This window comes from Nonomuraea sp. NPDC047529 (assembly GCF_040642995.1).
Classification (GTDB): Bacteria; Actinomycetota; Actinomycetes; order Streptosporangiales; family Streptosporangiaceae; genus Nonomuraea.
Window position 1 is genome coordinate 230,072 of record NZ_JBEYTJ010000009.1, and the last position, 21,610, is coordinate 251,681.

Sequence of the window (21,610 nt, forward strand, 5' to 3'; positions counted from 1 at the left end):
AACGCCACTGAGCCGGTTTTGCCGTTATATTGTTTTCTAACGGCAAGACAGCCGCGCAAGCGTTAGACGAGGAGAGTCGTATGTCATTCCAGACCGGGCACGTCGGGCTCAATGTCACCGACCTCGACAGGTCCAAGGAGTTCTACGGCCGCGTCTTCGGCTTCACCGTCGCGAGCGAGTCCCAGGAGGACGGCCGCCGCTACGCCCTCCTCGCCCAGGACGGCAAGCTCGTGGTGACGCTCTGGCAGCAGAGCGACGGCCGCTTCCCCACCGCCCTGCCCGGCCTGCACCACCTGTCCTTCCAGGTCGAGGACCTCGCCGCGGTGCGCAGGGCCGAGCAGGTCGTGCGGGAGATCGGCGCGACGCTGCACCACGGCGGCGTGGTCCCCCACGGCGAAGGCGCCACCTCAGGCGGCGTGTTCTTCGAGGACCCCGACGGCATCCGGCTGGAGATCTCCGCACCCGGCGCCGCCGGTGACCGTCCCGCCCCCACTGCCGGCGCCCCGACCTGCGGATTCTTCTAAAATGAGACATCCAGGGGAGATCGCCGTCCAGGCGCGGGCCGGGGTGCGGACGCCGGGCGCTTTCGGCAGCTCGCGCACCCGTCCGGAGATCCCCGAGGTGGCCGCCGCGTTCCTGCGGGCCCAGCACCTGCTGGTGGCGGGCGCGGCCGACGACCTCGGCCGGGTGTGGGCCGACGTGCTGACCGGCCCGCCCGGGTTCGCCGACGCCGACGACGACCGCACGATCACCGTCCGGGCCCTGCCCTCGGCGCCCCTGCGGGACCTGTTCACGGCGGAACGCGACATCGGGCTGCTGGCCATCGAGCCGCACACCCGGCGTCGGATGCGCGTGAACGGCACCGCCGTACAGGCAGGGGACGGCCTGGTGATCTGGACGGAGCAGGTGTACTCCAACTGCCCCAAGTACATCCAGACCCGCGAGCCCACCGCCGCGCCGGGCCTCCCCGAGGTCGTCGGCGGCGGGACGGCGTTCGCGCCGCACCACGCCGAGTGGATCGGCGCCGCCGACACGTTCTTCATCGCCACCCGCGCCGAGGGCCTGGGCGCCGACGTCTCGCACCGAGGCGGCAACCCGGGGTTCGTCCGGGTCACCGGGCCGGGATCGCTGGAGTTCCCGGACTACACCGGCAACTCGATGTACATGACGCTCGGCAACCTGGAGCTGGACCCGGCCGCCGGGCTGCTGTTCGTCGACTGGGAGCGCGGCCGCACCCTCCACCTGACCGGGCGGGCGGAGGTGGACTGGAGCGCGGAGCAGCGGTCGGTGCGGTTCGAGCTGACCGCGTACACGGAGGTGGACGGCACGGTCGGCGCGGGGTGGACCGCGCCGGGCCTCCACCGCTTCAACCCCCCCGTCATCCGCTGACGGCGGCGGACCTGCCAGGTGAGGGGCCGAAGGTGCGGCGGTAGGCGGAGGGCGAGGTGCGCATGGCCCGCGTGAAGTGGTGCCGGAACGTCGCCGGGCTCTCGAACCCGACCGCCGCCCCGATCTCCTCCACCGGCGCCGCCGTCGACTCCAGCATCGACAGGCTCGCCGCCACCCGCTGCGAGATCACCCACCGCAGCGGGCTGGTCCCGGTCTGCCGCTTGAAATGCCTGATGAACGAGCGTTGCGACATGTGTGCCACCCCGGCCAGGTCCGCCACGCCGATCGGCTCGGCCAGGTGTTCCAGCGCCCATCCCATCGCCCTGGCCACGCCGCCGTCGTCCGTGACGGGCGTGACGGCGGCCTCGATGAACTGGGCCTGACCGCCCTCCCGGTGCGGCGGGACGACCAGGCGGCGGGCGACCGCGTTGGCCACGTTCGGGCCGTGGTCGGTGCGTACCAGGTGGACCAGCAGGTCGAGGCCGGCCGCGCTGCCCGCGCTGGTCAGCACGTCGCCGTCGTCCACGTACAGGACCGAGGGGTTGACGCGGACGGCGGGGTGGCGACGCTGGAGCAGGTCGGCGTAGCGCCAGTGGGTGGTGGCCTCGCGGCCGTCCAGGAGGCCGGCGGCGGCCAGCGCGAACGCGCCGGAGCAGATCGAGACCATCCGGGCGCCCCGGCCGTGGGCCAGACGCAGCGCCTCGACCAGCTCGCCGGAGACCTCGCCCCGGACGTCGGCGACGCCGGGCACGATCACCGTCCCGGCCCCGGCCAGGACGTCGAGCCCGTGCGCGGCCTGCATGGTGAACCCACCGACCACGCGCAGCGGCTCGGGCGTCTCGGCGCACACCTTGAGGTCGTACCAGGGCACGTCCAGCTCGGGCCGGGGCAGCCCGAAGAACTCCACGACGCACCCGAGCTCGAACGGCGCCATCCCGTCGAAGGCCAGCACGGCGACCGTGGGCAGACGGGCGGGCGACGGGAGCGGATGGGACGGGAGCGGATGGGACGGGAGCGGATGGACGGAGGGCAGAAACGGCACATCCGCATATTAACCGCCCATATCCGGTGCCAGCAGGTTAGCGCTCCCCTCCCTGCGGCAGGAGTGATATATGCATATTTCGGGGGTAGAGACCGTTTTCCCCGATCACCGCTACGAGCAGGCGGAGATCACCGAAGCGTTCTCCCGTCTGACGGACTGCGACGAGGAGCTGCTGCGGCACTTCCACGCGGCCACCGGCGTCGTGGGCCGCAACCTCGCGCTCCCGCTGGACGGCTACACCAAGCTCGACTCCTTCGCCCGGGCCAACGCCCTGTTCATCGAGATCGCCCTCGACCTGGGCGAACAGGCCGTGAGGGGCGCCCTCGAAAAGGCCGACGTGCCGCCGGGGAAGGTCGACCACCTGCTGTTCTGCTCGACCACCGGCCTGGCCACCCCCTCCCTGGACGCCCGGCTGGCCCAGCGCCTCGGATTGCGCGGCGACGTCAAGCGGGTGCCCGTGTTCGGCCTCGGCTGCGCGGCCGGGGCCTCGGGCCTGTCGCGCCTGTACGACTACCTGCGCGGCTGGCCCGACCAGGCCGCCGTGCTGGTCTGCGTGGAGCTGTGCTCGCTGACCATCCAGCGCGACGACACCTCGATTGCGAACCTGATCGCCAGCGGCCTGTTCGGGGACGGCGCGGCGGCCGTCGTGGGCACCGGACGCGGCAAGGGCCCCGAGGTGGTCGCCACCCGCAGCAGGCTCTACCCCGACACCGAGCACCTGATGGGATGGGAGGTGGGCGACCACGGCTTCCACATCGTGCTCGACGCCGACCTCACCGACTTCGTGGACCAGGTGCTGGCCGACGACATCAGGGGCTTCCTGGCCGACTACGGCCTGACCCCCGACCAGGTGCCGACGTGGATCTGCCACCCCGGCGGCCCCAAGGTCATCGAGAAGATCGTGGACAGCCTCGACCTCGACCCCAAGGCTTTGGACGTGACCTGGCGGTCGCTGCGGACGTACGGGAACCTGTCGTCGGTCTCGGTGCTGCACGTGCTCCAGGAGACGCGCGGCCATCCCGGGCGGCCCGCCGTGCTGATCGCGCTGGGTCCCGGCTTCTCCGCCGAGCTGCTCCTGCTGCACTGGTGATGGCGACCGGGCGACGGCTGCACCGGTGATAACGACCGGGCGACGGCGGCCTCCCCTGGCCCGGCGCGACCGCCCGCGCTTGCCACCTCATTGATCCCTGTTCGTCACAAATGATCACGCGACGATCGCGGTTTGTACTCGCTTGCGTCTCCGGCCCGGCCGCTGCCACCCGAATCCCCGTCATAGGACGCGGAGGTGGTTGCGATGAGATTTCGTCCCTTAGCCATTCGTCCCTTAGCCATCAGCGTCGGGCTGGCCGCGCTCCTCGGACTCGCCGCGTGCGGCGGCTCCGGCGGATCGTCCGGCAGCGCGGCGCGGGCCCCGCTGTCGGACGCGCAGCGTCGGCCCGCGCCGAGCGCGTCCGCGACCGGCGCCCAGGAAACCGAGCAGGACACGACCAAGGCGCAGATCTCCACCTTCGCCCTGGACGTGGACACCGCCTCGTACGGCTACGCCCGCCGTACGCTCCAGGAAGGACGCTGGCCGGCGCCCGGCGAGATCCGCCCCGAGGAATGGGTCAACGCCTTCCGGCAGGACTACGCGCAGCCCACCGACGACGGCTTCGCCGTGCACGTGGACGGCGCGCGGCTGCCCGGCCGCGACGAGGCCGTGCTCCGCGTGGGCCTGCAGACCCGCGCGTCCGACGCCGCCGCGCGCCGCCCGGCCAACCTCACGTTCGTGGTCGACGTCTCCGGCTCGATGGCCGAGACCGGCCGCCTCGACCTGGTCAAGTCGTCCCTGCACAAGCTGCTCGACCAGCTCGCGCCCGGCGACCAGGTGTCGCTGGTGGCCTTCAGCGACGAGGCGGAGGTGCTGGCCTCCATGACGCCGCTCACCGCCCGGAGCCAGCTCCACGCGGCGGTGGACGAGCTGGACACCGCCGGCGGCACGAACCTGCAGAGCGGCGTCCTGACCGGGTACCGGGAGGCGTCCCAGGCGTTCCGGCCCGCCGCCACGAACCGGGTCATCCTGCTCTCCGACGGCCTGGCGAACCAGGGTGAGACCGAGTGGCGGACCATCGTGGAGCAGGTCAAGGAGTACGCGGGCAAGCAGGTCACGCTGCTCACCGTCGGCGTCGGCCGCGACTACGGCGACGAGCTGATGGAGCAGCTCGCCGACAACGGCGACGGCATGGCCGTCTACGTGGACTCCGAGCAGGAGGCCGACAAGGTCTTCACCACCCAGCTCCCGGCCAACATCGAGGTACGCGCGCGCGACGCCAAGGCGCAGGTCGTCTTCAACCCCTCGGTCGTGGAGACCTACCAGCTCATCGGGTACGAGAACCGCGCGTTGTCGGCCGAGGAGTTCCGTGACGACAGCCGCGACGGCGGCGAGATCGGCCCCGGCCACTCGGTCACCGCCCTGTACGCCCTCCGCCTCAAGCCGGGCGCCCGGGGCCAGCTCGCCCAGGCGACGGTGCGCTGGCAGGACCCCGACACCCGCGAGGCCGCCGAGGCCGGCAAGTCGCTGCGCGCCGACGACCTGAACGACTCCGTCTGGACCAAGACGCCGGTCAGGCTGCAGGTGGACGTGGTGGTCGCCGCCTTCGCGGTCTACCTGCGGGACAGGAAGGCGTTCGGCCTGGACCTGCCGACCCTGCGCGAGCACGCCGGGCGCCTGGCACAGGCGTCGGAGGACCCGATGGTCACCGAGCTGGTCACCCTGATCGACAAGGCCGGCTCGGTCGGCTGACCACCCGGCGGGATCAGGCGGGGTCGGGGGCCAGCCGAGAGGACACGAAGCCCTGGTGGGGCGAGCGCGAGACGGGCAGCGCGCCCGCGTAGAGCTCCCCCACCATCGGCCTGGGCTCCGGATGGCAGAACACCGACGAGCCCGTGCGCAGGATCGCCGGGCTGTTCATCACCAGCGGCAGCCAGGCCAGCAGGAAGGGCAGCGCGTTCGCGGCCTGCTCGGGGGTGAGCTCCTGGCCGCCGACGACCGGCAGCACCGCAGCCACGCACCGCTCGCGGAACGACGCGTCCTTGGCGGCCAGCCGTTCCAGCTCCCGCCGGGACCGCCGGTAGGCGCGGTTGCCGGTCAGCTCGCCGCAGTCGAAGACGGTGGCGTTGGCCGCGCCCATGCCTTCGAGCACCCGGATCACCCGGTTGCGCGTGTTGTTGGCCGCCGACCGCGCCTTGATCAGCGCCGCCCCGGACGGCACCCCGCGCGCGACCAGCGTGCCGGCCAGCTCGACGCCCGGCACGAGCACGTGGACGCCGGTGAACGTGCGGGTCGCCCACTCCAGCAGGCTGCGGATGGCCCGAAGGGTGAAGAACCCGTCGAACGCGCTGACCTCGACGACGGCATGCTCACGAGCGGCGAGGATCTTCGCGCACCGCGCGGTCAACGGGACGGCCTGCACGCTGGACATGGCACGGAGAGTAGCAAGATTTGACTGTGCGTATGCCTGGTACGCGCATGTGTTTCGCCGGTCCCGAAGTCCTATACACTTGTGATCGCAGCAAGGGGCTATGGCGCAGTTGGTAGCGCGCCTCCATGGCATGGAGGAGGTCTGGGGTTCGAATCCCCATAGCTCCACTCCTCATCCGCCCGGGCGTTCGTCCCGGGTCATTCTTCCGCCCGCAACTCGTAGTCCATCGTGTAGGAATGCGAGCCGTCCGGGGCGATGGTGATGGTCATCCCTCCCCTGAGGCCGGTCAGTTCGCCGGTGCCCGAGTCGGGGACGACCGTGACGGTGAGCGACTGCTCCCCACGGTCGCTCATCGCCTGGTGCGCCACGACGAAACTGCCCTTCCGGCCCTCCAGGGTGCCCTCGACGCGTTCGAGCGCCACGTACGCGCGCGAGTCCTCGACCGGGGTCGAGGTCACCATCAGGTGGACGACGCTCGTCCCGGTCAGGTCGCCGTGGAAGGTCTTGGTCATGCTGACGAGGCCGAGCGTGACGCCGTCGCGGTCGTCGAAGGACGGCTTGGCGTCCCAGCCGGCGGTGTCGAAGGTTCCCTTTGCGGTCATGGGGCCATCGTGCCGGTCATACCTGTCAGGTTGCGTCAGGTACCGGCCAGGCGTTCGACGACGGGCGCGAAAGCGTCGATGAACTGGGCGTTCACCGTGACATACGAAACGCCGAGGCGGTCCCTGCGCCGCCGGAGGGTCTCGGCCATCTCGTCGGGGGTGCCGGTGAGCAGGCCGGTGGCGTCGGGGCCGAGCGGCCCGAAGCGGCCGGCCAGCCAGGCGGGCGGCTCGCTGCCCGCGGCCACCAGGTTCATGCCGAGCTCCAGGTCGTGGAAGCGGTCGCCGGCCAGCTCGTACAGCTCGTCCAGCTTGGCCGCGACCTGGTCCTCGGTGTGCTGCGGCGGCACGCCGAGCGCCACCGTGTCGGCTTTGCGCGCGGCCAGCCCGAGCACGCGGGCGCCGGTCGCGGCGACCAGGATCGGCACGTCCTTGACCGCGTCGATCGTCGCGGCCAGGCGTTCCACGCGTTCGGCCGGGGTGCCGAACGGCACGCCGAGCGCCGCCGCGTCCTGCTCGGCGCCCGGACGGCCGGCGCCCAGCCCCAGCTCGAAGCGTCCGCCGGTGAGGGTGTGCAGGGTGGCGGTCTCCCAGGCGACGGTCTCGGGCGTGCGGTACGGGGCGCTGACCACGTACGTGCCGACGCGCAACGTCGTGGTGACGGCGGCGGCCGTGGCCGCGGCGGCGAACGGCGACAGCGTCCCGAGCGTGTCGGGCACGAGCAGGGTGGCGAAGCCCAGGCTCTCGACCCTGCGGGCCAGCCCGGTCCATGCCTCGGCGTTGGGCGCGTAACCGGCGACGGCGCCGAATCTGAACGGGTGATCGGTCATGCGCTCCACGATGCCGCGCCGGGCCGGCGGGCACATCGTCCGCCGGACCGGTGGCCCGCTACGACGGCGGGTGCATGCCCGGCGCGGGCCGCTACTCCCCCAGCAGTAGCCGGACGAAGTCGTTGGCGAACTTGCCCGCCGGGTCCAGCCGCCGGACCAGCTCGCGGAAGTCGTCGGGGCAGGCGGGCCGGCGGGTGGACAGCTTGCCCCAGTGCGGCAGCGGCTCGAAGGGGGCGAGCGTCCGCTCGACCAGGTCGAGCGCCGGGAGCACGGTGGCGACGTCCCTGACCCAGGTGAAGTGCACGCCCACGCTGTCGCGGTCACGGAAGGGGCTGAGCCACAGGTCGTCGGCGGCGATCGTGCGCACCTCCGAGACCCGCAGGGCCGGCCGGACGCGGTCGCCGACGGCGTACAGCTCGCGCAGCGCCTCGACCGCGTGCGCCCGGGGCAGCAGGAACTCCGACTGGAGCTCGTCGCCGGCGCCGCTCGGCGGGGCGTCGGGGCGGAAGTGCGGCAGCCGCTCGTGCCAGGGGCCCGGCACGCCGAGCTGCGTGGTGCAGGCGTCGGCGGGCATGCCGGCCAGCGGGTGGCGGGGCCCGGGAGCGGGACGGGTGCCGTACCAGGAGTCGTCGGTGAACTCCTCGCGGCGCTTCAGCCAGACGCGGGTGTCGCGCCAGTCGGTGAACAGGCTGACGCTGTAGCCGTTGGCCATGATGTCGTCGAATCCGTCGAGGGCGTCGGGCGTCAGGCCCTCGCGGACGTACTGGCGCAGCTCGAAGGCCGGTACGAGATCGAGCGTCAGCGTGCTGACGACGCCGAGCGCGCCCAGCGCGACGACCGCCCCGGCGAAGTCGTCGTCCCCGCGTGACAGCGACAGCAGCGAGCCGTCGGCGGTGACCAGCTCCAGCCCGGACACGGCGGCGGCCAGGCAGCGGTTGGCGTCGCCGGAGCCGTGCGTGGCGGTGGCGACCGAGCCGCCGACCGAGATGTGCGGGAGCGAGGCCAGGTTCTCCAGCGCGAACCCGGCCGCGTGCAGCGCCTGGGCCAGCCGCGCGTACGTGGTGCCGGCCGCGACCCGGACCTTGCGCGCCGCGCTGTCGATCTCGATCGTCGCGGGCATGCGGTCGAGCACGACGAGGTCGCCGGTGGTGTCGGCGACGTCGTTGAAGGAATGACCGCTGCCCAGCGCCCGCACCCGGTCGCCGGCGGCCACCAGGCCGCGCAGCTCGTCGAGGCCGGCGGGACGGTGGACGGCTCGCGCCCGGAAGGCGGTGTTGCCCGCCCAGTTGGTCAACATCACGGCTTCACCCTATTCATCCGAATTCGCTTGCCGATGTTCCCGCCCGTGACTACGTTCGGCCCCGTGCTGTATCTGTCCGAGGCCATGGGCCTGGCCACCCTCGTGCTGTGGCTCTACTGCCTCTTCGACGTGATCACCACGCCGGACGCGGTCTGCAGGAACCTGCCCAAGATCGTGTGGGTGCTCGTGGTCCTGCTGTTCCCGCTGGTCGGCTCGGTCATCTGGCTCGTGGCGGGCCGCCCGGAACGTGCCCCGCAGGCGGCCGCGCGCCCGAGCGCCTTCCCCGAGTACGACCGCCCGGGGCGCTTCGCCGCCACCAGCCCCGACGACGACGAGGAGTTCCTGCGCCGCTGCCGCGAACGCGCCGAGGAGCAGCGCAGGAACGCCCCGAAGAAGCCGCCGGAGGACTAGGAACGGACTAGAAGCCCTGGGCCAGGCGGTAGTACGCCTGGTTCCAGCGCATCTCCTTGACGAACTGCGCCGTCGTGGTGTCCTTGTCGATCACCAGCAGCTCGACGCCGAGCATGTCGGCCAGGTCGGTGAGCTCCTCGCGTCCGACGGCGGTGGACAGCACGGTGTGGTGCGGCGCGCCGGCGGTCAGCCACGACTCGGTGGAGGTGCGCAGGTTCGGCCGCGGCGACCAGACGGCGCGGGCCACGGGCAGCCTGGGCAGCGGCTCCGGCGGCGCGACGATGTCGATCTCGTTGGCCACCAGGCGGAACCGGTCGCCCATGTCGGCCAGGCCGACGACGACGCCGGGGCCGGACGCGGCGTCGAACACCAGCCGCACCGGGTCCTCCCGCCCGCCGATGCCCAGCGGATGGATCTCGCACGACGGCGTCCCGGCGGCGATGGACGGGCAGACCTCCAGCATGTGCGCGCCGAGGATGAGCTCGTTGCCGGGCGTCAGGTCGTAGGTGTAGTCCTCCATGAACGACGTCCCGCCGGGCGTCATCGACTTGAGGGTGCGCAGCAGGACCGAGGTCTTCCAGTCGCCCTCGCCGCCGAAGCCGTAGCCGTCGGCCATCAGGCGCTGCACGGCCAGGCCGGGGAGCTGACGCAGGCCGCCGAGGTCCTCGAAGTTGGTGGTGAAGGCCCGGAAGCCGCCGCGCTCCAGGAAGCCGCGCAGGCCGAGCTCGATCCTGGCGGCGTACCGCAGGGACTCGTTGCGTTCGCCGAGCAGCTCGGGGGCCACCCGGTACAGCTCGGCGTACTCCTTGACCAGCGCGGACACGTCGGCGTCGGAGGCCGCGTCCACGGCCTCGACCAGGTCGTTGACGCCGTAGGTGTTGACCGAGACGCCGAACCGGAGCTGCGCCTCGACCTTGTCGCCCTCGGTCACGGCCACGTCGCGCATGTTGTCGCCGAACCGGGCCAGCTTGAGCGCCCGCACCTCGGCCACGCCCCTGGCCGCGCGCGCCCACGCCTCGATGCGCGCGCCGACCGCCGGGTCGCTGACGTGCCCGGCGACGGTCTTGCGCGGCACGCCGAGCCGGGTCTGCACGAACCCGAACTCGCGGTCGCCGTGCGCGGCCTGGTTGAGGTTCATGAAGTCCATGTCGATCGAGCTCCACGGCAGCTCGACGTTGGCCTGCGTGTGCAGGTGCAGCAGCGGCTTGCGCAGCGCGTCGAGGCCGGCGATCCACATCTTGGCCGGGGAGAAGGTGTGCATCCAGGCGATGACGCCGGCGCACTCGTCGTCCGCGTTGGCCTCCAGCATGACGCGCCTGATCGCCGTGGCGTCGGTCAGCACGGGCTTCCACTGCACGGGCACGGGAAGCTGCTCGGCGATGCGCCGCGACTGCTCGGCCACCTGGCGCAGCGTGTCCTCGCCGTACAGTCCCTGGCTGCCGGTCAGAAACCAGATGTTCAACGCGGGCTCCTCTGTCCGTAGACGTTCTGATAGCGGTCGTACAGGCGGTCGACGTGGGCCGGGCCGATGGGCAGCGGCGTGCCGAGCTGCCTGGACACGTGGACGGTGCGGGCGACGTCCTCGCACATCACGGCGGCCTTGACGGCGGCCTTGGGGTCCTTGCCGATGGTGAAGACGCCGTGGTTCTGCATGAGGACGGCCGGCGAGCGGTGGCCCGCGAGCGTCTCGACGATGCCCTGGCCGATGGAGTCGTCCCCGATCAGCGCGAACGGGCCGACCGGGATCTCGCCGCCGAACTCGTCGGCCATCGCCGTCAGCACGCACGGGATGGGCTCGCCGCGCGCGGCCCACGCCGAGGCGTAGGTCGAGTGGGTGTGCACGACGCCGCCGACCTCGGGCATGTTGCGGTAGACGTAGGCGTGCGCGGCGGTGTCGCTGGAGGGTGCGTGGGCGCCCTCGACGAGGTTGCCGTCGAGGTCGCACACGACCATGTTCTCGGGGGTCAGCTCGTCGTAGGAGACCCCGGACGGCTTGATGACGAACAGGTCCTCCCCCGGGATGCGGCCCGAGACGTTCCCCGCCGTCCAGACGACCAGGCCGTACCGGACCAGCTCCGCATGAAGCCTGGCGATGGTGGTTCTCACTGGACGGCCTCGTTCCTGATCGTGCGGAGCGTGTGGAGCATGCGTCCGTCCCCGAAGTGGTCGTGCAGTTCGCGGTACTGGGCGTACAGGCGGTCGTAGGCGTCGGCGCGGGCCTCGTCGGGCACGTACGCCGCCCGCGTGCGCTTGCCCATGGCCGCGGCGGCCTCCTCGATGCCCGGGTAGGCCCCGGCGGCCACGGCGGCGTGGATCGCCGAGCCGAGCGCCGGGCCCTGGTCGGAGCCGATGACCGACAGCGGGCGGCGCAGCACGTCGGCGTAGACCTGCATGAGGAAGCGGTTCTTCAGCAGCCCGCCGGCGACCACGAACTCCTCGACGGGCACGCCCGACTTCTCGAACGTCTCGACGATCATGCGGGCGCCGTACGCGGTGGACTCGATGAGCGCGCGGTAGACGTCCTCGGGCCTGGTGGCGAGGGTCTGGCCGACGATCACGCCGGACAGGTCGTGGTCGACCAGCACCGAGCGGTTGCCGCCGAACCAGTCGAGCGCGACCAGCCCGTGCGCGCCGACGGCCTGGCGCTCGGCCAGCTCGGTCAGGCGCTCGTGGCCGTCGGTGCCGAAGGAGTCGACGTACCAGGCGAAGATGTCGCCGACGGCGGACTGGCCGGCCTCGTAGCCCCACAGGCCGGGCACGATGCCGTCCCGGACGACGCCGCACATGCCGGGCACCTCGGCCAGCCGGTCGCTGGGCATGATGTGGCAGGTGGAGGTGCCCATGATGGCCACCATCTGGCCGGGGCGCACGGCGTCCGCGGCGGCGGCGGTGACGTGGGCGTCCACGTTGCCGACGGCCACGGCGATGCCCTCGGGCAGGCCGGTCCACGCGGCCGCCCGCGCGGTCAGGACGCCGGCGAGGCCGCCGAGGGGGGCCAGGGTGGTGCCGTTGACGTCGTCGCCGACCACGCCGGTGGCCAGTTTGCCGGCGAAGCCGGAGAAGCCGGGGTTCAGGGCAGCGAGGAAGTCCTCGGAGGGGTAGCTCCCGTCCTGGAAGACGCCCTTGTAGCCGGCCGTGCAGATGTTGCGGCTCTCGACGCCGGAGAGCTGCCAGATGATCCAGTCGGCCGCCTCGATCCAGCGCTCGGCCCTGGCGTACACCTCGGGGGCCTCCTCCAGGACCTGGAGGGCCTTGGCGAACTCCCACTCGGAGGAGATCTTGCCGCCGTAGCGCGGCAGCCAGCTCTCGCCCCGGGTCGCGGCCAGCTCGTTGATCCGGTCGGCGTGCGGCTGGGCGGCGTGGTGCTTCCACAACTTCGGCCAGGCGTGCGGCTGCTCGGGCGTCTCGAAGCACAGGGGCGTGCCGTCGGCCGTGGTCGGCAGCACGGTGCAGGCGGTGAAGTCGGTGCCGACACCGATCACGTCCTCGGCGGCGACCCCGGCGGCGGCCAGGGCCTCGGGCACGGCCACGCGCAGCACGTCCAGCCAGTCCCGCGGCGACTGCAGCGCCCAGTCGGGGCCGAGGCGCACGCCGGCACCGGGCAGCGTGTGCTCGATGACGCGCTCGGCGTACTCGTGGACGGCGCTGCCCAGCTCGGCGCCGTCAGCCACGCGGACGACGACCGCGCGCCCCGACAACGTGCCGAAGTCCACTCCGACCACGAACTTGTTAGCGTTCACATTGCACTCCAGGAAGTTGTCTGTTCGCCTGCCGGCTACCACGCCGGAGCGGCGGCCGGCGCGGTGCTGGACCTGACGACGAAGCTGGGACGCACCACCATGCGCTCGTACGCCGCCGGCCCGGCGTCGATCTGCCGCAGCAGCACCTCGATGCAGTGGCGGCCCACCACGTCGAAGTCCTGCCGGACCGTGGTGAGCGGTGGCGAGAAGAACTCGGACTCGGGGATGTCGTCGAAGCCCACGACACTGATCCGGCCGGGGACGGGCACCCCGGCCTCGCTGAGCGCGCGCAGCACGCCCAGCGCCATCTGGTCGTTGGCGGCGAACACCGCGGTGACCCCGTCCATCCGGGCCAGCCTCTTGCCGGCCTCGTACCCGGCGCGCGGGCTCCAGTCGCCGGCCAGCGGCTCGGGCACCGGGCGGCCGGCCTGCTCCAGCGCCGAACGCCAGCCCTCGACCCGGCCCTCGGTCTCCAGCCAGTCTGCCGGCCCGGTGACGTGCCAGACCGTCTCGTGGCCGAGGTCGAGCAGGTGCCGGGTGGCCAGCCTGGCGCCCTCGACCTGGTCGATGCAGACCGCGGAGACGTCGGCGCCGTGCGCGCCCTCGACGACGACCGCGGGCACCCCGGCGGGCAGGCTGTCCAGGGCGGAGGCGGCCGAGCGCTGCGGCGCGACCACCACCACCCCGTCCACGCTCTGCTCGGCCAGGTAGTCGAGCGCGTCGCGGACGCCGGCCGCGTCGATCGACTTCAGGCTGACGATGCTGACGAAGTACCCCGCGGTCCTGGCCGCCTGCTCGATGCCGAAGACCATGCTGGCCGGGCCGTACAGGGTGGTGTCGAAGCTCACCACCCCGAGGGTGCGCGACCGCTTGGTGACCAGCGCGCGGGCGACCAGGTTGCGCCGGTAGCCCAGGCGGGTGATGGCCTCCTCGACCCGGGCGCGGGTGTCGGCCCGGACGTTCGGGTGGCCGTTGAGCACCCGCGAGACCGTCTGGTGCGACACGCCGGCCTCCTTGGCCACGTCGGCCATGACCGGCGGACGCGGCCTGGGGCTCGGTAGCACGGGTTCTCCTTTCGCGGGGCTGCCTGGACCTGCGGCGGTCAGCGGGAGGCGCCCGCCCGGCGCTTGGTCCACACGTCGAACGCGACGGCGGCCAGCAGGACGGCGCCCTTGACGAGCATCACGCGCTCACTGGGCGAGCCGATGAGCGACATGCCGTTGTTGATGACAGCCATGATCAGACCGCCGGTGATCGCGCCGACGACCTTGCCGACACCGCCCTGGACGGCCGCGCCGCCGATGAAGGCCGCCGCGATGGCGTCCAGCTCGAAGCTGTTACCGGCGGTCGGGCCCGCCTGGTTGAGCCGGCCGGCGAAGATGATGCCGGCGATGGAGGCCAGCACGCCCATGTTGACGAAGATCCAGAAGACCACCGACTTGACCTTGACGCCGGACATGACCGCCGCCTGGAGGTTGCCGCCGATGGCGTAGATCTGCCGGCCGAAGACCGTGCGGTTGGCCATCAGCGAGTACGCCAGCACCAGCACGGCCAGCAGCACCAGCACCCACGGCAGGTTCTTGAAGCGGGCGAGCTGCACCACCAGGAACAGGATCAGCGCGGCGCCGGCCGCCATCTTCAGCGCGAACACGGCCATCGGCTCGACCGACTGGCCGTAGCCCCTGCGGGCGTTGCGGGTGCGCCACTGCGCGGCGACCATGCCGCCGATCGCGACCAGGCCGATGAGCAGGCTGAACAGGTCGGCGCCGCCCAGCGGGCCGAGGCCCACGTTGCCGAGGTAGCCGTCGGTGAAGCCGTTGGCCAGCGTGCGGACCTGGTCGGGGAACGGGCCGATGCCCTGGTTGCCCAGGACGGTCATGGTCAGCGCGCGGAACAGCAGCATGCCGGCCAGCGTGACGATGAAGGCCGGGATGCCGAAGTAGGCGATCCAGTACCCCTGCCAGGCCCCGATGAGTGCGCCGGCGGCGACCGTGATCAGCAGGGCCAGCGGCCACGGCAGGCCCATGTTCACCATGAGCACGGCGGCCAGCGCCCCGGTGACCGCCACCACCGAGCCGACCGACAGGTCGATGTGCCCGGCGATGATGACCAGGATCATCCCGATCGCGAGGATCAGGACGTAGGAGTTCTGGACGATGATGTTGGAGATGTTCTGCGGCTGGAGCAACGCGCCGTCGGTGAGCACCGAGAACAGCACGATGATCAGCGCGAAGGCGATGTAGATGCCGCTCGAACGCAGGTTCAGCGACAGGCCGCCCAGCGACACCCGGCCGGGCCGCCGCGGCGCTCCCCCGTCGCTTCCCGCGCCGACCTGCACGTCGGCGGGCGTGATGCTGCTCATCGGGGCTACTCCTGTCCCTTGGTCATGAGATGCATGAGGCTTTCCTGGGTGGCCTCCCGGCGGGGGACCTCGCCGGTGACGCGACCTTCGGAGAGCGTGTAGATGCGGTCGCACAGGCCGAGCAGCTCAGGCAACTCACTGGAGATCACCAGCACGGCCTTGCCCTGGTCGGCGAGGCGGTTGATGATCGTGTAGATCTCGTACTTGGCGCCGACGTCGATGCCGCGGGTGGGCTCGTCGAGGATGAGCACGTCGGGCTGCGTCAGGATCCACTTGGACAGCACGACCTTCTGCTGGTTGCCGCCGCTCAGCTTGCCGACGACGCTGTTGACGCTGGGCGCCTTGATGTTCATGCTCCGGTGGAACTCCTCGGCGACCTTGTACTCCTCGTTCTCGTTCACCCAGCCGCGCCGGGCCAGGCCCTTGAGCCCGGCCGCGCTGATGTTGCGCTTGATGTCCTCGATGAGGTTCAGGCCGTACCGCTTGCGGTCCTCGGTGGCGTAGGCCAGGCCGTGGTGGATCGCGTCCTGCACGTTGCGGATCTCGATCGGCTTGCCGTCCTTGAAGACCTTGCCGGAGATGTGCACGCCGTACGTGCGGCCGAACAGGCTCATCGCCAGCTCGGTGCGCCCGGCGCCCATCAGGCCGGCCAGGCCGACGATCTCGCCCCTGCGCAGGGTGAGGGAGGCGCCGTCCACGACCTTCCTGCCGGGCTGGCTGGGGCTGTGGACCGTCCAGTCCTCGATCCGCAGGACCTCCTCGCCGATCGTCGACTCGTGCGGCGGGAAGCGGTTGTCCAGCGCGCGGCCGACCATGCCGGAGATGATCCGGTCCTCGGTGACGTGGTCGGTGGCCATGTCCAGGGTCTCGATCGTGCGGCCGTCGCGGATGATCGTGACGGAGTCGGCGATCGCGGTCACCTCGTTGAGCTTGTGGGAGATGATCACGCAGGTGATGCCCTCGTCCCGCAGCCCGCGCAGCAGGTCGAGCAGGTGGGCCGAGTCGTCGTCGTTGAGCGCGGCGGTCGGCTCGTCGAGGATGAGCAGCCGCACCTCCTTCGACAGCGCCTTGGCGATCTCGACGAGCTGCTGCTTGCCGACGCCGAGGTCGGAGACCGTCGTGGTCGGGTTCTCGTTCAGGCCGACGCGACGCATCAGCTCGGCGGCCTCGTAGTTGGTGCGGTTCCAGTCGATGAAGCCGCGCCTGGCGCGCTCGTTGCCGAGGAAGATGTTCTCGGCGATCGACAGCTGCGGGCTGAGCGCCAGCTCCTGGTGGATGATGACGATCCCGGCGTGCTCGCTGTCGCGGATGCCGGCGAACTCGCAGCGCGCGCCCTCGAAGGTGATCTCGCCGTCGTAGTCGCCGTGCGGGTAGACCCCGGACAGCACCTTCATCAGCGTCGACTTGCCGGCGCCGTTCTCGCCGCAGATGGCGTGGATCTCGCCGCTCCGGACGGCCAGGTTGACGTCCTGCAGCGCCTTGACACCGGGGAACGTCTTGGTGATCCCGCTCATCCGCAAGATGTGCTCGGTCATATGCCCCTCGCTCAGGTGTGGGAAGTGCCCCCGGGGGACCGCCGTCCCCCGGGGCGGGCCCTTACTTGAGCTGGTCCTCGGTGTAGTAGTTGCCGCCGACGATGATCTCCTTGTAGTTGCTCTTGTCCACGATCACCGGGTCGAGCAGGTAGGAGGGGACGACCTTGTTGCCGTTGTCGTAGTCCTTGTCGTTGTTCACCTCGGGCTTGCCGCCCTTGAGAACCGCGTCAGCCATCTTCACCGTCTGCTCGGCGAGCTTGCGGGTGTCCTTGAAGATGGTGGAGTACTGCTCACCGGCGATGATCGACTTGACCGAGGCGAGCTCGGCGTCCTGGCCGGTCACGACGGGGTAGGGCTGGCCGCTGGTGCCGTAGCCGGAGCTCTTGAGCGCCGACAGGATGCCGATGGACAGGCCGTCGTACGGGGACAGCACGCCGTCCACCTTGGTGCCGCCGGTGTAGGTCTTGGTGAGGATGTCCTCCATGCGCTTCTGGGCCGTGGCCGGGTCCCAGCGCAGGATGGCGGCGGTCTTGAAGTCCTTCTGGCCGCTCTTGATCACCAGGGTGCCGTCGTCGATCTTCGGCTGGAGCACCGACAGGGCGCCGTTCCAGAAGAAGGTGGCGTTGTTGTCGTCGGGCGAGCCGCCGAACAGCTCGACGTTGAAGGGGCCCTTCTTGCCGTCGTCCACGCCGAGGCCCTTGAGCAGCGAGGTCGCCTGCTGCACGCCCACCTTGAAGTTGTCGAAGGTGGCGTAGTAGTCGACGTTCGGGCTGTTGCGGATCAGGCGGTCGTAGGAGATGACCGGGATCTTGGCGTCGGCGGCCTGCTGGAGCTGCGAGGTGATCGCGGTGCCGTCGATCGAGGCGATGATCAGGAGCTTGGCGCCCTTGGTGATCTGGTTCTCGATCTGGTTGGCCTGCGTCGGGATGTCGTTCTCCGCGTACTGGAGGTCGACCTTGTAGCCCAGCTGTTCGAGCTGCTGCTTGACGTTGTCGCCGTCGTGGATCCACCGCTCGGACGACTTGGTGGGCATCGTGACGCCGATCAGGGCGCCCGCGCCGCCGGCGGCGGCCGACGTGGAGGCGTCGGCGTCGACCGTCTTCTGGCTGGAGCCGCAGGCCGTCATGGTCGCGGCGAGCGCGATGGCGGACACCACGCCCCCGATACGTCCCAACCTCATGTGGCACTCCTTGCAATGGGGGTTGCGGCAGCGGATGTGAGCGTTAACTGCCGATCGAGCACAGGATTCAGTCACAGAACATGCCGAATCAGAACAAAGTTCGTGCGCTTCGTTCCCGCTGATTGTTATCGCTAACAAAGACTCTGTCAACGGTTGGACCTAACCTGACGGAAACCTTTAGGTAACGTTCGCGGCAGCCTCCTCGCAGGTCAGCGCCTTGAGCGCGCACTGAAGAGCCGTTGCAGGACGATGAAGACGAAGAGCAGCAGACCGATGAAGATCTTGGTCCACCAGGAGCTGAGCGTGCCCTCGAAGCTGATGATCGTCTGGATCAGGCCGAGCACCAGCACGCCGAGCACCGTGCCGAGCAGGAAGCCGCTGCCGCCCGTGAGCAGCGTGCCGCCGATCACCACGGCGGCGATGGCGTCCAGCTCCATGCCCACGGCGTGCAGGCCGTAGCCGGAGAGCATGTAGAACGACAGCAGCACGCCGCCGAGCGCCGAGCACAGGCCGCTCACCGTGTAGACCGTGATCTTCGTCCGTCCCACCGGCAGGCCCATGAGCAGCGCCGACTGCTCGTTGCCGCCCGTCGCGTACACGGCCCGGCCGAGCCGGGTGTAGTGCAGCACGTACGCCGCCACCAGCACCACCGCCACCGCGACGAGCACGCTCGGCGAGATCCACAGACCGGCGACCAGGTCGATCCTGGTCTGCGCGAACGCCGTGAACGTCGGGTCCTCGATCGGGATGGATTCCGTGCCGATCGTGTAGCACAGCCCCCGGGCCAGGAACATCCCGGCCAGCGTCACGACGAACGGCTGGATGTCGAAGGCGTGCACGATGTACCCCATCACCAGCCCGAGCCCGGCCCCGACGGCCAGCACCAGCGGCACCACCACGTACGGCGGCCACCCCGGCCCCGACATCAGCGACGCCGAGATCATCGTGGACAGCGCCACCACCGACCCCACCGACAGGTCGATGCCCCCGGTCAGGATCACGAACGTCGTCCCCACCGCCACCACCAGCAGGAACGCGTTGTCGATGAAGACGTTGAGCACCACCTGCCCGCCGGCGAACCCCTCGTACCGCACGCCGCCCACGACGAACATCGCCACGAACAGGCAGGCCGTCACGAGAACGGGCAGATACCGGGCCGGCAACGCGACCCGGCCCACGGTCATGGTCGTCACAGGGTCACCCGCACTTTCTCCTCGGGGGCCGAGCCGGCCGGCGCGCTCCGGACGCGCCGGCGCAACGCCTTCGCGCGGAACGACGGCGACTGCACGAGGCAGACCGCCGTCACGACCAGCGCCTTGAACAGCAGGGTCGTCTCGGGCGGCACGCCGATGGAGTAGATCGTCGTGGTCAGCGTCTGGATGATGAGCGCGCCGAGCACGGTCCCGCCCAGCGAGAACCGGCCGCCCGACAACGAGGTGCCGCCGATCACCACGGCCAGGATCGCGTCCAGCTCGATCCACAGGCCGGCGTTGTTGCCGTCGGCGCTGGAGACGTTCGAGCTGATCATGAGCCCGGCGATGCCCGCGCACAGGGCGGCGAAGGCGTAGACCATGATGATGATCCCCCGCGACCTGATGCCCGCGAGCCTGCTGGCCTCGCCGTTCCCGCCGACCGACTCGATGAGCAGGCCCAGTGCCAGCCGCCGGGTCAGGAACGCGGTGACCGCCAGCACCGCCAGCACCAGCAGCACCCCGAACGGCACCGCCAGCAGATACCCGCCGCCGATCAGCTTGTACGCCGGGCTGTTGACCGTGATGATCTGCCCGTCGGTGATGAGCTGGGCCAGGCCGCGCCCGGCCACCATGAGGATCAGCGTGGCGATGATCGGCTGGATGCCCGCCTGCGCGACCAGGAACCCGTTCCATGCGCCGAGCACCAGGCACAGCCCGAGCGCCGGCGCCACGGCGGCGAGCACGCCGGCGTCCTCGCTGATCCGCAGGCAGGCCAGCGCGCCCGAGATCGCCACCACCGAGCCCACCGACAGGTCGATGCCGCCGGTCGCGATGACCAGCGTCATGCCGAGCGAGACCAGGATCAGCGGCGCGCCGAAGCGCAGGATGTCGATCAGGCTGCCGTACAGGTGGCCGTCCCTGACCTGGACGGAGAAGAAGCTGGGGGTGAAGAACACGTTCAGGGCCAGCAGCAGCGCGAGCACCACCACCGGCCACAGCAGCCGCCGCATCAGGCCCGCCCTCCGCTCGCGATCGTCTCCATCAGCACGTCCGTGGTCAGGGCGTCGTCGTTGGGCAGCTCGGCCACCAGCCGCCGGTCGCGCAGCACCCCGACCTTGTGGCTGAGCCGCAGCACCTCCTCCAGCTCGGCGGAGATGAACAGCACCGCCATGCCGCCGTCCGACAGCTCGGCGACCAGGCGCTGGATCTCGGTCTTGGCCCCGACGTCGATGCCCCGGGTGGGCTCGTCGAGGATGAGCAGCCGGGGCTCCAGGATGAGCCAGCGCGCCAGCAGCACCTTCTGCTGGTTGCCGCCACTCAGGTTCCGGACCAGGTGCTCGGGGTTGGGCGGGCTGATCCGCAGGGCCTTGACGTACCGGCCGACCAGGTCGTCCTGCTGCTCGCGGGGCACGGGCCTGGTCCAGCCCCGAGTGGCCTGGAGCGCCAGGATGATGTTCTCGCGCACGGTGAGGTCGGGGATCAGGCCGTCCTCCTTGCGGTTCTCCGAGCAGAAGGCGATCTTGTGGTTCATCGCCGCGCGCGGGGTGCGCAGCGCGACGGGCGCGCCGCCGACGGCCAGCTCGCCGCCGCCGGCGTGGTCGGCCCCGAACAGCAGCCGCGCGACCTCGGTACGCCCCGAGCCGAGCAGCCCGGCCAGGCCCACGACCTCGCCCTCGTGGATGGTGAGCGAGAACGGCTCGACGGCCCCGGCCCGGCCCAGTCCGCGCGCCTCGACCAGCGGGCGGTCGAAGACCTTGGCCTCGCCGTGCAGGCGTTCGAGGGCGGCCAGCTCCTGTCCGATCATCTTGGCGACCAGCTCGATCTGGGGCAGCTCGCGGGTCAGGTACTCGCCGACGAGCCGTCCGTTGCGCAGGATCGTCATACGGTCCGAAATTTCGTAGATCTGGTCGAGAAAGTGGGAGACGAAGAGGATGGCGATGCCTTCCTCCTTGAGCCGTCGCATCACCCGGAAGAGCTGCCGCACCTCGTCGGCGTCCAGGCTGGAGGTGGGCTCGTCCAGGATCAGCACCCGTGCCTCGATGTCGACCGCCCGCGCGATCGCCACCATCTGCTGCACCGCCGGCGAGTACGCCGACAGCGGCGCCGAGACGTCGATGCTCAGGTCCAGCCTGGTCAGCAGCTCGCCGGCCCTGGCCCGTACGCGTTTCCAGTCGATGCGCCCGAACCTGCGCGGCTCGCGGCCGATGAAGATGTTCTCGGCCACCGACAGGTTCGGGCAGAGGTTGACCTCCTGGTAGACCGTGCTGATGCCGCCCTGCTGCGCCTCGGCCGGGCCGGCGAAGGCGACGGGCCGGCCGCCCAGCTCGATCGTGCCCGAGTCGGCGGGATGCACGCCGGTGAGCACCTTGATCAGGGTGGACTTGCCCGCGCCGTTCTCGCCCATGAGCGCGTGCACCTCGCCGGGCAGCAGCCGCAGGTCCACGCCGTCCAGGGCCTTGACCCCGGGAAACTGTTTGCCGATCCCGTTCATCGTCAGGACCGGCCCGGGTGCGGCCATGCGCCTCCCCTTCCGCCTGAAGGGGCCGGGCTCCGGGCCCGGCCCCGTGC

Annotated in this window: 20 protein-coding genes and 1 tRNA gene; 6 read left to right on the forward strand and 15 right to left on the reverse strand. The window is 70.9% G+C overall.

The window, feature by feature from the left end; translation table 11 throughout:
- The first annotated feature begins 80 nt into the window (after positions 1-80).
- Positions 81-524 carry a VOC family protein gene (locus tag ABZ815_RS17220; RefSeq protein ID WP_357698778.1) on the forward strand — a complete coding sequence of 148 codons (444 nt, stop codon included), beginning with the start codon at positions 81-83 and terminating at the stop codon, positions 522-524.
- Between the two features lies 1 nt (position 525).
- A complete protein-coding gene (locus tag ABZ815_RS17225) occupies positions 526-1,389 on the forward strand; it encodes a pyridoxamine 5'-phosphate oxidase family protein (RefSeq protein WP_357698781.1) in 864 nt (287 codons plus the stop codon).
- Here the strand turns inward: ABZ815_RS17225 and ABZ815_RS17230 are convergent.
- On the reverse strand, positions 1,379-2,431 hold the full coding sequence (locus tag ABZ815_RS17230) for a helix-turn-helix domain-containing protein (RefSeq protein WP_357698783.1): 1,053 nt from the start codon (positions 2,429-2,431) through the stop codon (positions 1,379-1,381). The two genes, ABZ815_RS17225 and ABZ815_RS17230, sit on opposite strands and share 11 nt — an antisense overlap.
- Before the next feature lie 70 nt (positions 2,432-2,501).
- Between ABZ815_RS17230 and ABZ815_RS17235 the strand changes: the two genes are divergently transcribed.
- Both ABZ815_RS17235 and ABZ815_RS17240 read left to right on the forward strand, forming a co-directional pair.
- Entirely contained in the window at positions 2,502-3,521 is a 1,020-nt protein-coding gene (locus tag ABZ815_RS17235) for a 3-oxoacyl-[acyl-carrier-protein] synthase III C-terminal domain-containing protein (protein WP_357698785.1), read from the forward strand.
- A gap of 204 nt (positions 3,522-3,725) precedes the next feature.
- A complete protein-coding gene (locus ABZ815_RS17240; protein ID WP_357698787.1) occupies positions 3,726-5,213 on the forward strand; it encodes a von Willebrand factor type A domain-containing protein in 1,488 nt (495 codons plus the stop codon).
- A gap of 13 nt (positions 5,214-5,226) precedes the next feature.
- Here ABZ815_RS17240 and ABZ815_RS17245 read toward each other — a convergent pair whose 3' ends face one another.
- Positions 5,227-5,892, reverse strand: a complete 666-nt coding sequence (locus ABZ815_RS17245; protein WP_357698790.1) for a tRNA-dependent cyclodipeptide synthase — start codon at positions 5,890-5,892, stop codon at positions 5,227-5,229.
- Positions 5,893-5,986: 94 nt separating this feature from the next.
- Between ABZ815_RS17245 and ABZ815_RS17250 the strand changes: the two genes are divergently transcribed.
- Positions 5,987-6,059, forward strand: a tRNA-Ala gene (locus ABZ815_RS17250).
- 30 nt (positions 6,060-6,089) lie between these two features.
- Here ABZ815_RS17250 and ABZ815_RS17255 read toward each other — a convergent pair.
- The 3 genes from ABZ815_RS17255 to ABZ815_RS17265 all read right to left on the reverse strand — a co-directional run bounded on the left by ABZ815_RS17255 (position 6,090) and on the right by ABZ815_RS17265 (position 8,618).
- The gene (locus ABZ815_RS17255; RefSeq protein WP_357698792.1) at positions 6,090-6,494 is read right to left on the reverse strand and encodes a DUF3224 domain-containing protein; all 405 of its coding nucleotides are present in this window, start codon (positions 6,492-6,494) and stop codon (positions 6,090-6,092) included.
- Positions 6,495-6,529: 35 nt separating this feature from the next.
- Entirely contained in the window at positions 6,530-7,321 is a 792-nt protein-coding gene (locus tag ABZ815_RS17260) for an LLM class flavin-dependent oxidoreductase (protein ID WP_357698795.1), read from the reverse strand.
- A gap of 91 nt (positions 7,322-7,412) precedes the next feature.
- Positions 7,413-8,618: an FAD-binding protein gene (locus tag ABZ815_RS17265; protein ID WP_357698945.1), complete on the reverse strand. Its 1,206-nt coding sequence runs from the start codon at positions 8,616-8,618 to the stop codon at positions 7,413-7,415.
- A gap of 66 nt (positions 8,619-8,684) precedes the next feature.
- Between ABZ815_RS17265 and ABZ815_RS17270 the strand changes: the two genes are divergently transcribed.
- Positions 8,685-9,032: a PLDc N-terminal domain-containing protein gene (locus tag ABZ815_RS17270; protein WP_357698797.1), complete on the forward strand. Its 348-nt coding sequence runs from the start codon at positions 8,685-8,687 to the stop codon at positions 9,030-9,032.
- 7 nt (positions 9,033-9,039) lie between these two features.
- Here ABZ815_RS17270 and araA read toward each other — a convergent pair whose 3' ends face one another.
- From araA to ABZ815_RS17320, 10 genes are all read right to left on the reverse strand, one after another.
- A complete protein-coding gene (gene araA, locus ABZ815_RS17275) occupies positions 9,040-10,494 on the reverse strand; it encodes an L-arabinose isomerase (protein ID WP_357698800.1) in 1,455 nt (484 codons plus the stop codon).
- Positions 10,491-11,138, reverse strand: a complete 648-nt coding sequence (locus ABZ815_RS17280) for an L-ribulose-5-phosphate 4-epimerase (RefSeq protein WP_357698803.1) — start codon at positions 11,136-11,138, stop codon at positions 10,491-10,493. Before ABZ815_RS17280 ends, araA begins: the two co-directional genes overlap by 4 nt.
- Positions 11,135-12,754: a ribulokinase gene (gene araB / locus ABZ815_RS17285; RefSeq protein ID WP_357698947.1), complete on the reverse strand. Its 1,620-nt coding sequence runs from the start codon at positions 12,752-12,754 to the stop codon at positions 11,135-11,137. The genes ABZ815_RS17280 and araB overlap by 4 nt, the downstream gene beginning before the upstream one ends.
- Before the next feature lie 53 nt (positions 12,755-12,807).
- Complete coding sequence (locus ABZ815_RS17290; RefSeq protein ID WP_357698949.1) at positions 12,808-13,803, reverse strand: LacI family DNA-binding transcriptional regulator; 996 nt, start codon at positions 13,801-13,803, stop codon at positions 12,808-12,810.
- 71 nt (positions 13,804-13,874) lie between these two features.
- On the reverse strand, positions 13,875-15,134 hold the full coding sequence (mmsB, locus tag ABZ815_RS17295; protein WP_357698806.1) for a multiple monosaccharide ABC transporter permease: 1,260 nt from the start codon (positions 15,132-15,134) through the stop codon (positions 13,875-13,877).
- Positions 15,135-15,139: 5 nt separating this feature from the next.
- Positions 15,140-16,669, reverse strand: coding sequence for a multiple monosaccharide ABC transporter ATP-binding protein (gene mmsA / locus ABZ815_RS17300; protein ID WP_357698809.1), 1,530 nt, complete (start codon positions 16,667-16,669; stop codon positions 15,140-15,142).
- Positions 16,670-16,730: 61 nt separating this feature from the next.
- On the reverse strand, positions 16,731-17,849 hold the full coding sequence (chvE, locus tag ABZ815_RS17305; protein WP_357698812.1) for a multiple monosaccharide ABC transporter substrate-binding protein: 1,119 nt from the start codon (positions 17,847-17,849) through the stop codon (positions 16,731-16,733).
- Positions 17,850-18,058: 209 nt separating this feature from the next.
- Positions 18,059-19,033, reverse strand: coding sequence for a galactofuranose ABC transporter, permease protein YjfF (gene yjfF / locus ABZ815_RS17310; RefSeq protein WP_357698951.1), 975 nt, complete (start codon positions 19,031-19,033; stop codon positions 18,059-18,061).
- 5 nt (positions 19,034-19,038) lie between these two features.
- The gene (locus tag ABZ815_RS17315) at positions 19,039-20,052 is read right to left on the reverse strand and encodes an ABC transporter permease (protein WP_357698814.1); all 1,014 of its coding nucleotides are present in this window, start codon (positions 20,050-20,052) and stop codon (positions 19,039-19,041) included.
- The gene (locus ABZ815_RS17320) at positions 20,052-21,560 is read right to left on the reverse strand and encodes a sugar ABC transporter ATP-binding protein (RefSeq protein ID WP_357698818.1); all 1,509 of its coding nucleotides are present in this window, start codon (positions 21,558-21,560) and stop codon (positions 20,052-20,054) included. The genes ABZ815_RS17315 and ABZ815_RS17320 overlap by 1 nt, the downstream gene beginning before the upstream one ends.
- Positions 21,561-21,610 lie beyond the last annotated feature (50 nt).

Bases quoted from the DNA above. Each gene is read 5' to 3' on its own strand.
- ABZ815_RS17220 (WP_357698778.1), top strand. From the start codon at position 81: ATGTCATTCCAGACCGGGCACGTCGGGCTCAATGTCACCGACCTCGAC.
- ABZ815_RS17225 (WP_357698781.1), top strand. From the start codon at position 526: ATGAGACATCCAGGGGAGATCGCCGTCCAGGCGCGGGCCGGGGTGCGG.
- ABZ815_RS17235 (WP_357698785.1), top strand. From the start codon at position 2,502: ATGCATATTTCGGGGGTAGAGACCGTTTTCCCCGATCACCGCTACGAG.
- ABZ815_RS17240 (WP_357698787.1), top strand. From the start codon at position 3,726: ATGAGATTTCGTCCCTTAGCCATTCGTCCCTTAGCCATCAGCGTCGGG.
- ABZ815_RS17245 (WP_357698790.1), bottom strand. From the start codon at position 5,892: ATGTCCAGCGTGCAGGCCGTCCCGTTGACCGCGCGGTGCGCGAAGATC.
- ABZ815_RS17255 (WP_357698792.1), bottom strand. From the start codon at position 6,494: ATGACCGCAAAGGGAACCTTCGACACCGCCGGCTGGGACGCCAAGCCG.
- ABZ815_RS17260 (WP_357698795.1), bottom strand. From the start codon at position 7,321: ATGACCGATCACCCGTTCAGATTCGGCGCCGTCGCCGGTTACGCGCCC.
- ABZ815_RS17265 (WP_357698945.1), bottom strand. From the start codon at position 8,618: ATGTTGACCAACTGGGCGGGCAACACCGCCTTCCGGGCGCGAGCCGTC.
- ABZ815_RS17290 (WP_357698949.1), bottom strand. From the start codon at position 13,803: ATGGCCGACGTGGCCAAGGAGGCCGGCGTGTCGCACCAGACGGTCTCG.
- mmsB (WP_357698806.1), bottom strand. From the start codon at position 15,134: ATGAGCAGCATCACGCCCGCCGACGTGCAGGTCGGCGCGGGAAGCGAC.
- mmsA (WP_357698809.1), bottom strand. From the start codon at position 16,669: ATGACCGAGCACATCTTGCGGATGAGCGGGATCACCAAGACGTTCCCC.
- chvE (WP_357698812.1), bottom strand. From the start codon at position 17,849: ATGAGGTTGGGACGTATCGGGGGCGTGGTGTCCGCCATCGCGCTCGCC.
- yjfF (WP_357698951.1), bottom strand. From the start codon at position 19,033: ATGACCGTGGGCCGGGTCGCGTTGCCGGCCCGGTATCTGCCCGTTCTC.
- ABZ815_RS17315 (WP_357698814.1), bottom strand. From the start codon at position 20,052: ATGCGGCGGCTGCTGTGGCCGGTGGTGGTGCTCGCGCTGCTGCTGGCC.
- ABZ815_RS17320 (WP_357698818.1), bottom strand. From the start codon at position 21,560: ATGGCCGCACCCGGGCCGGTCCTGACGATGAACGGGATCGGCAAACAG.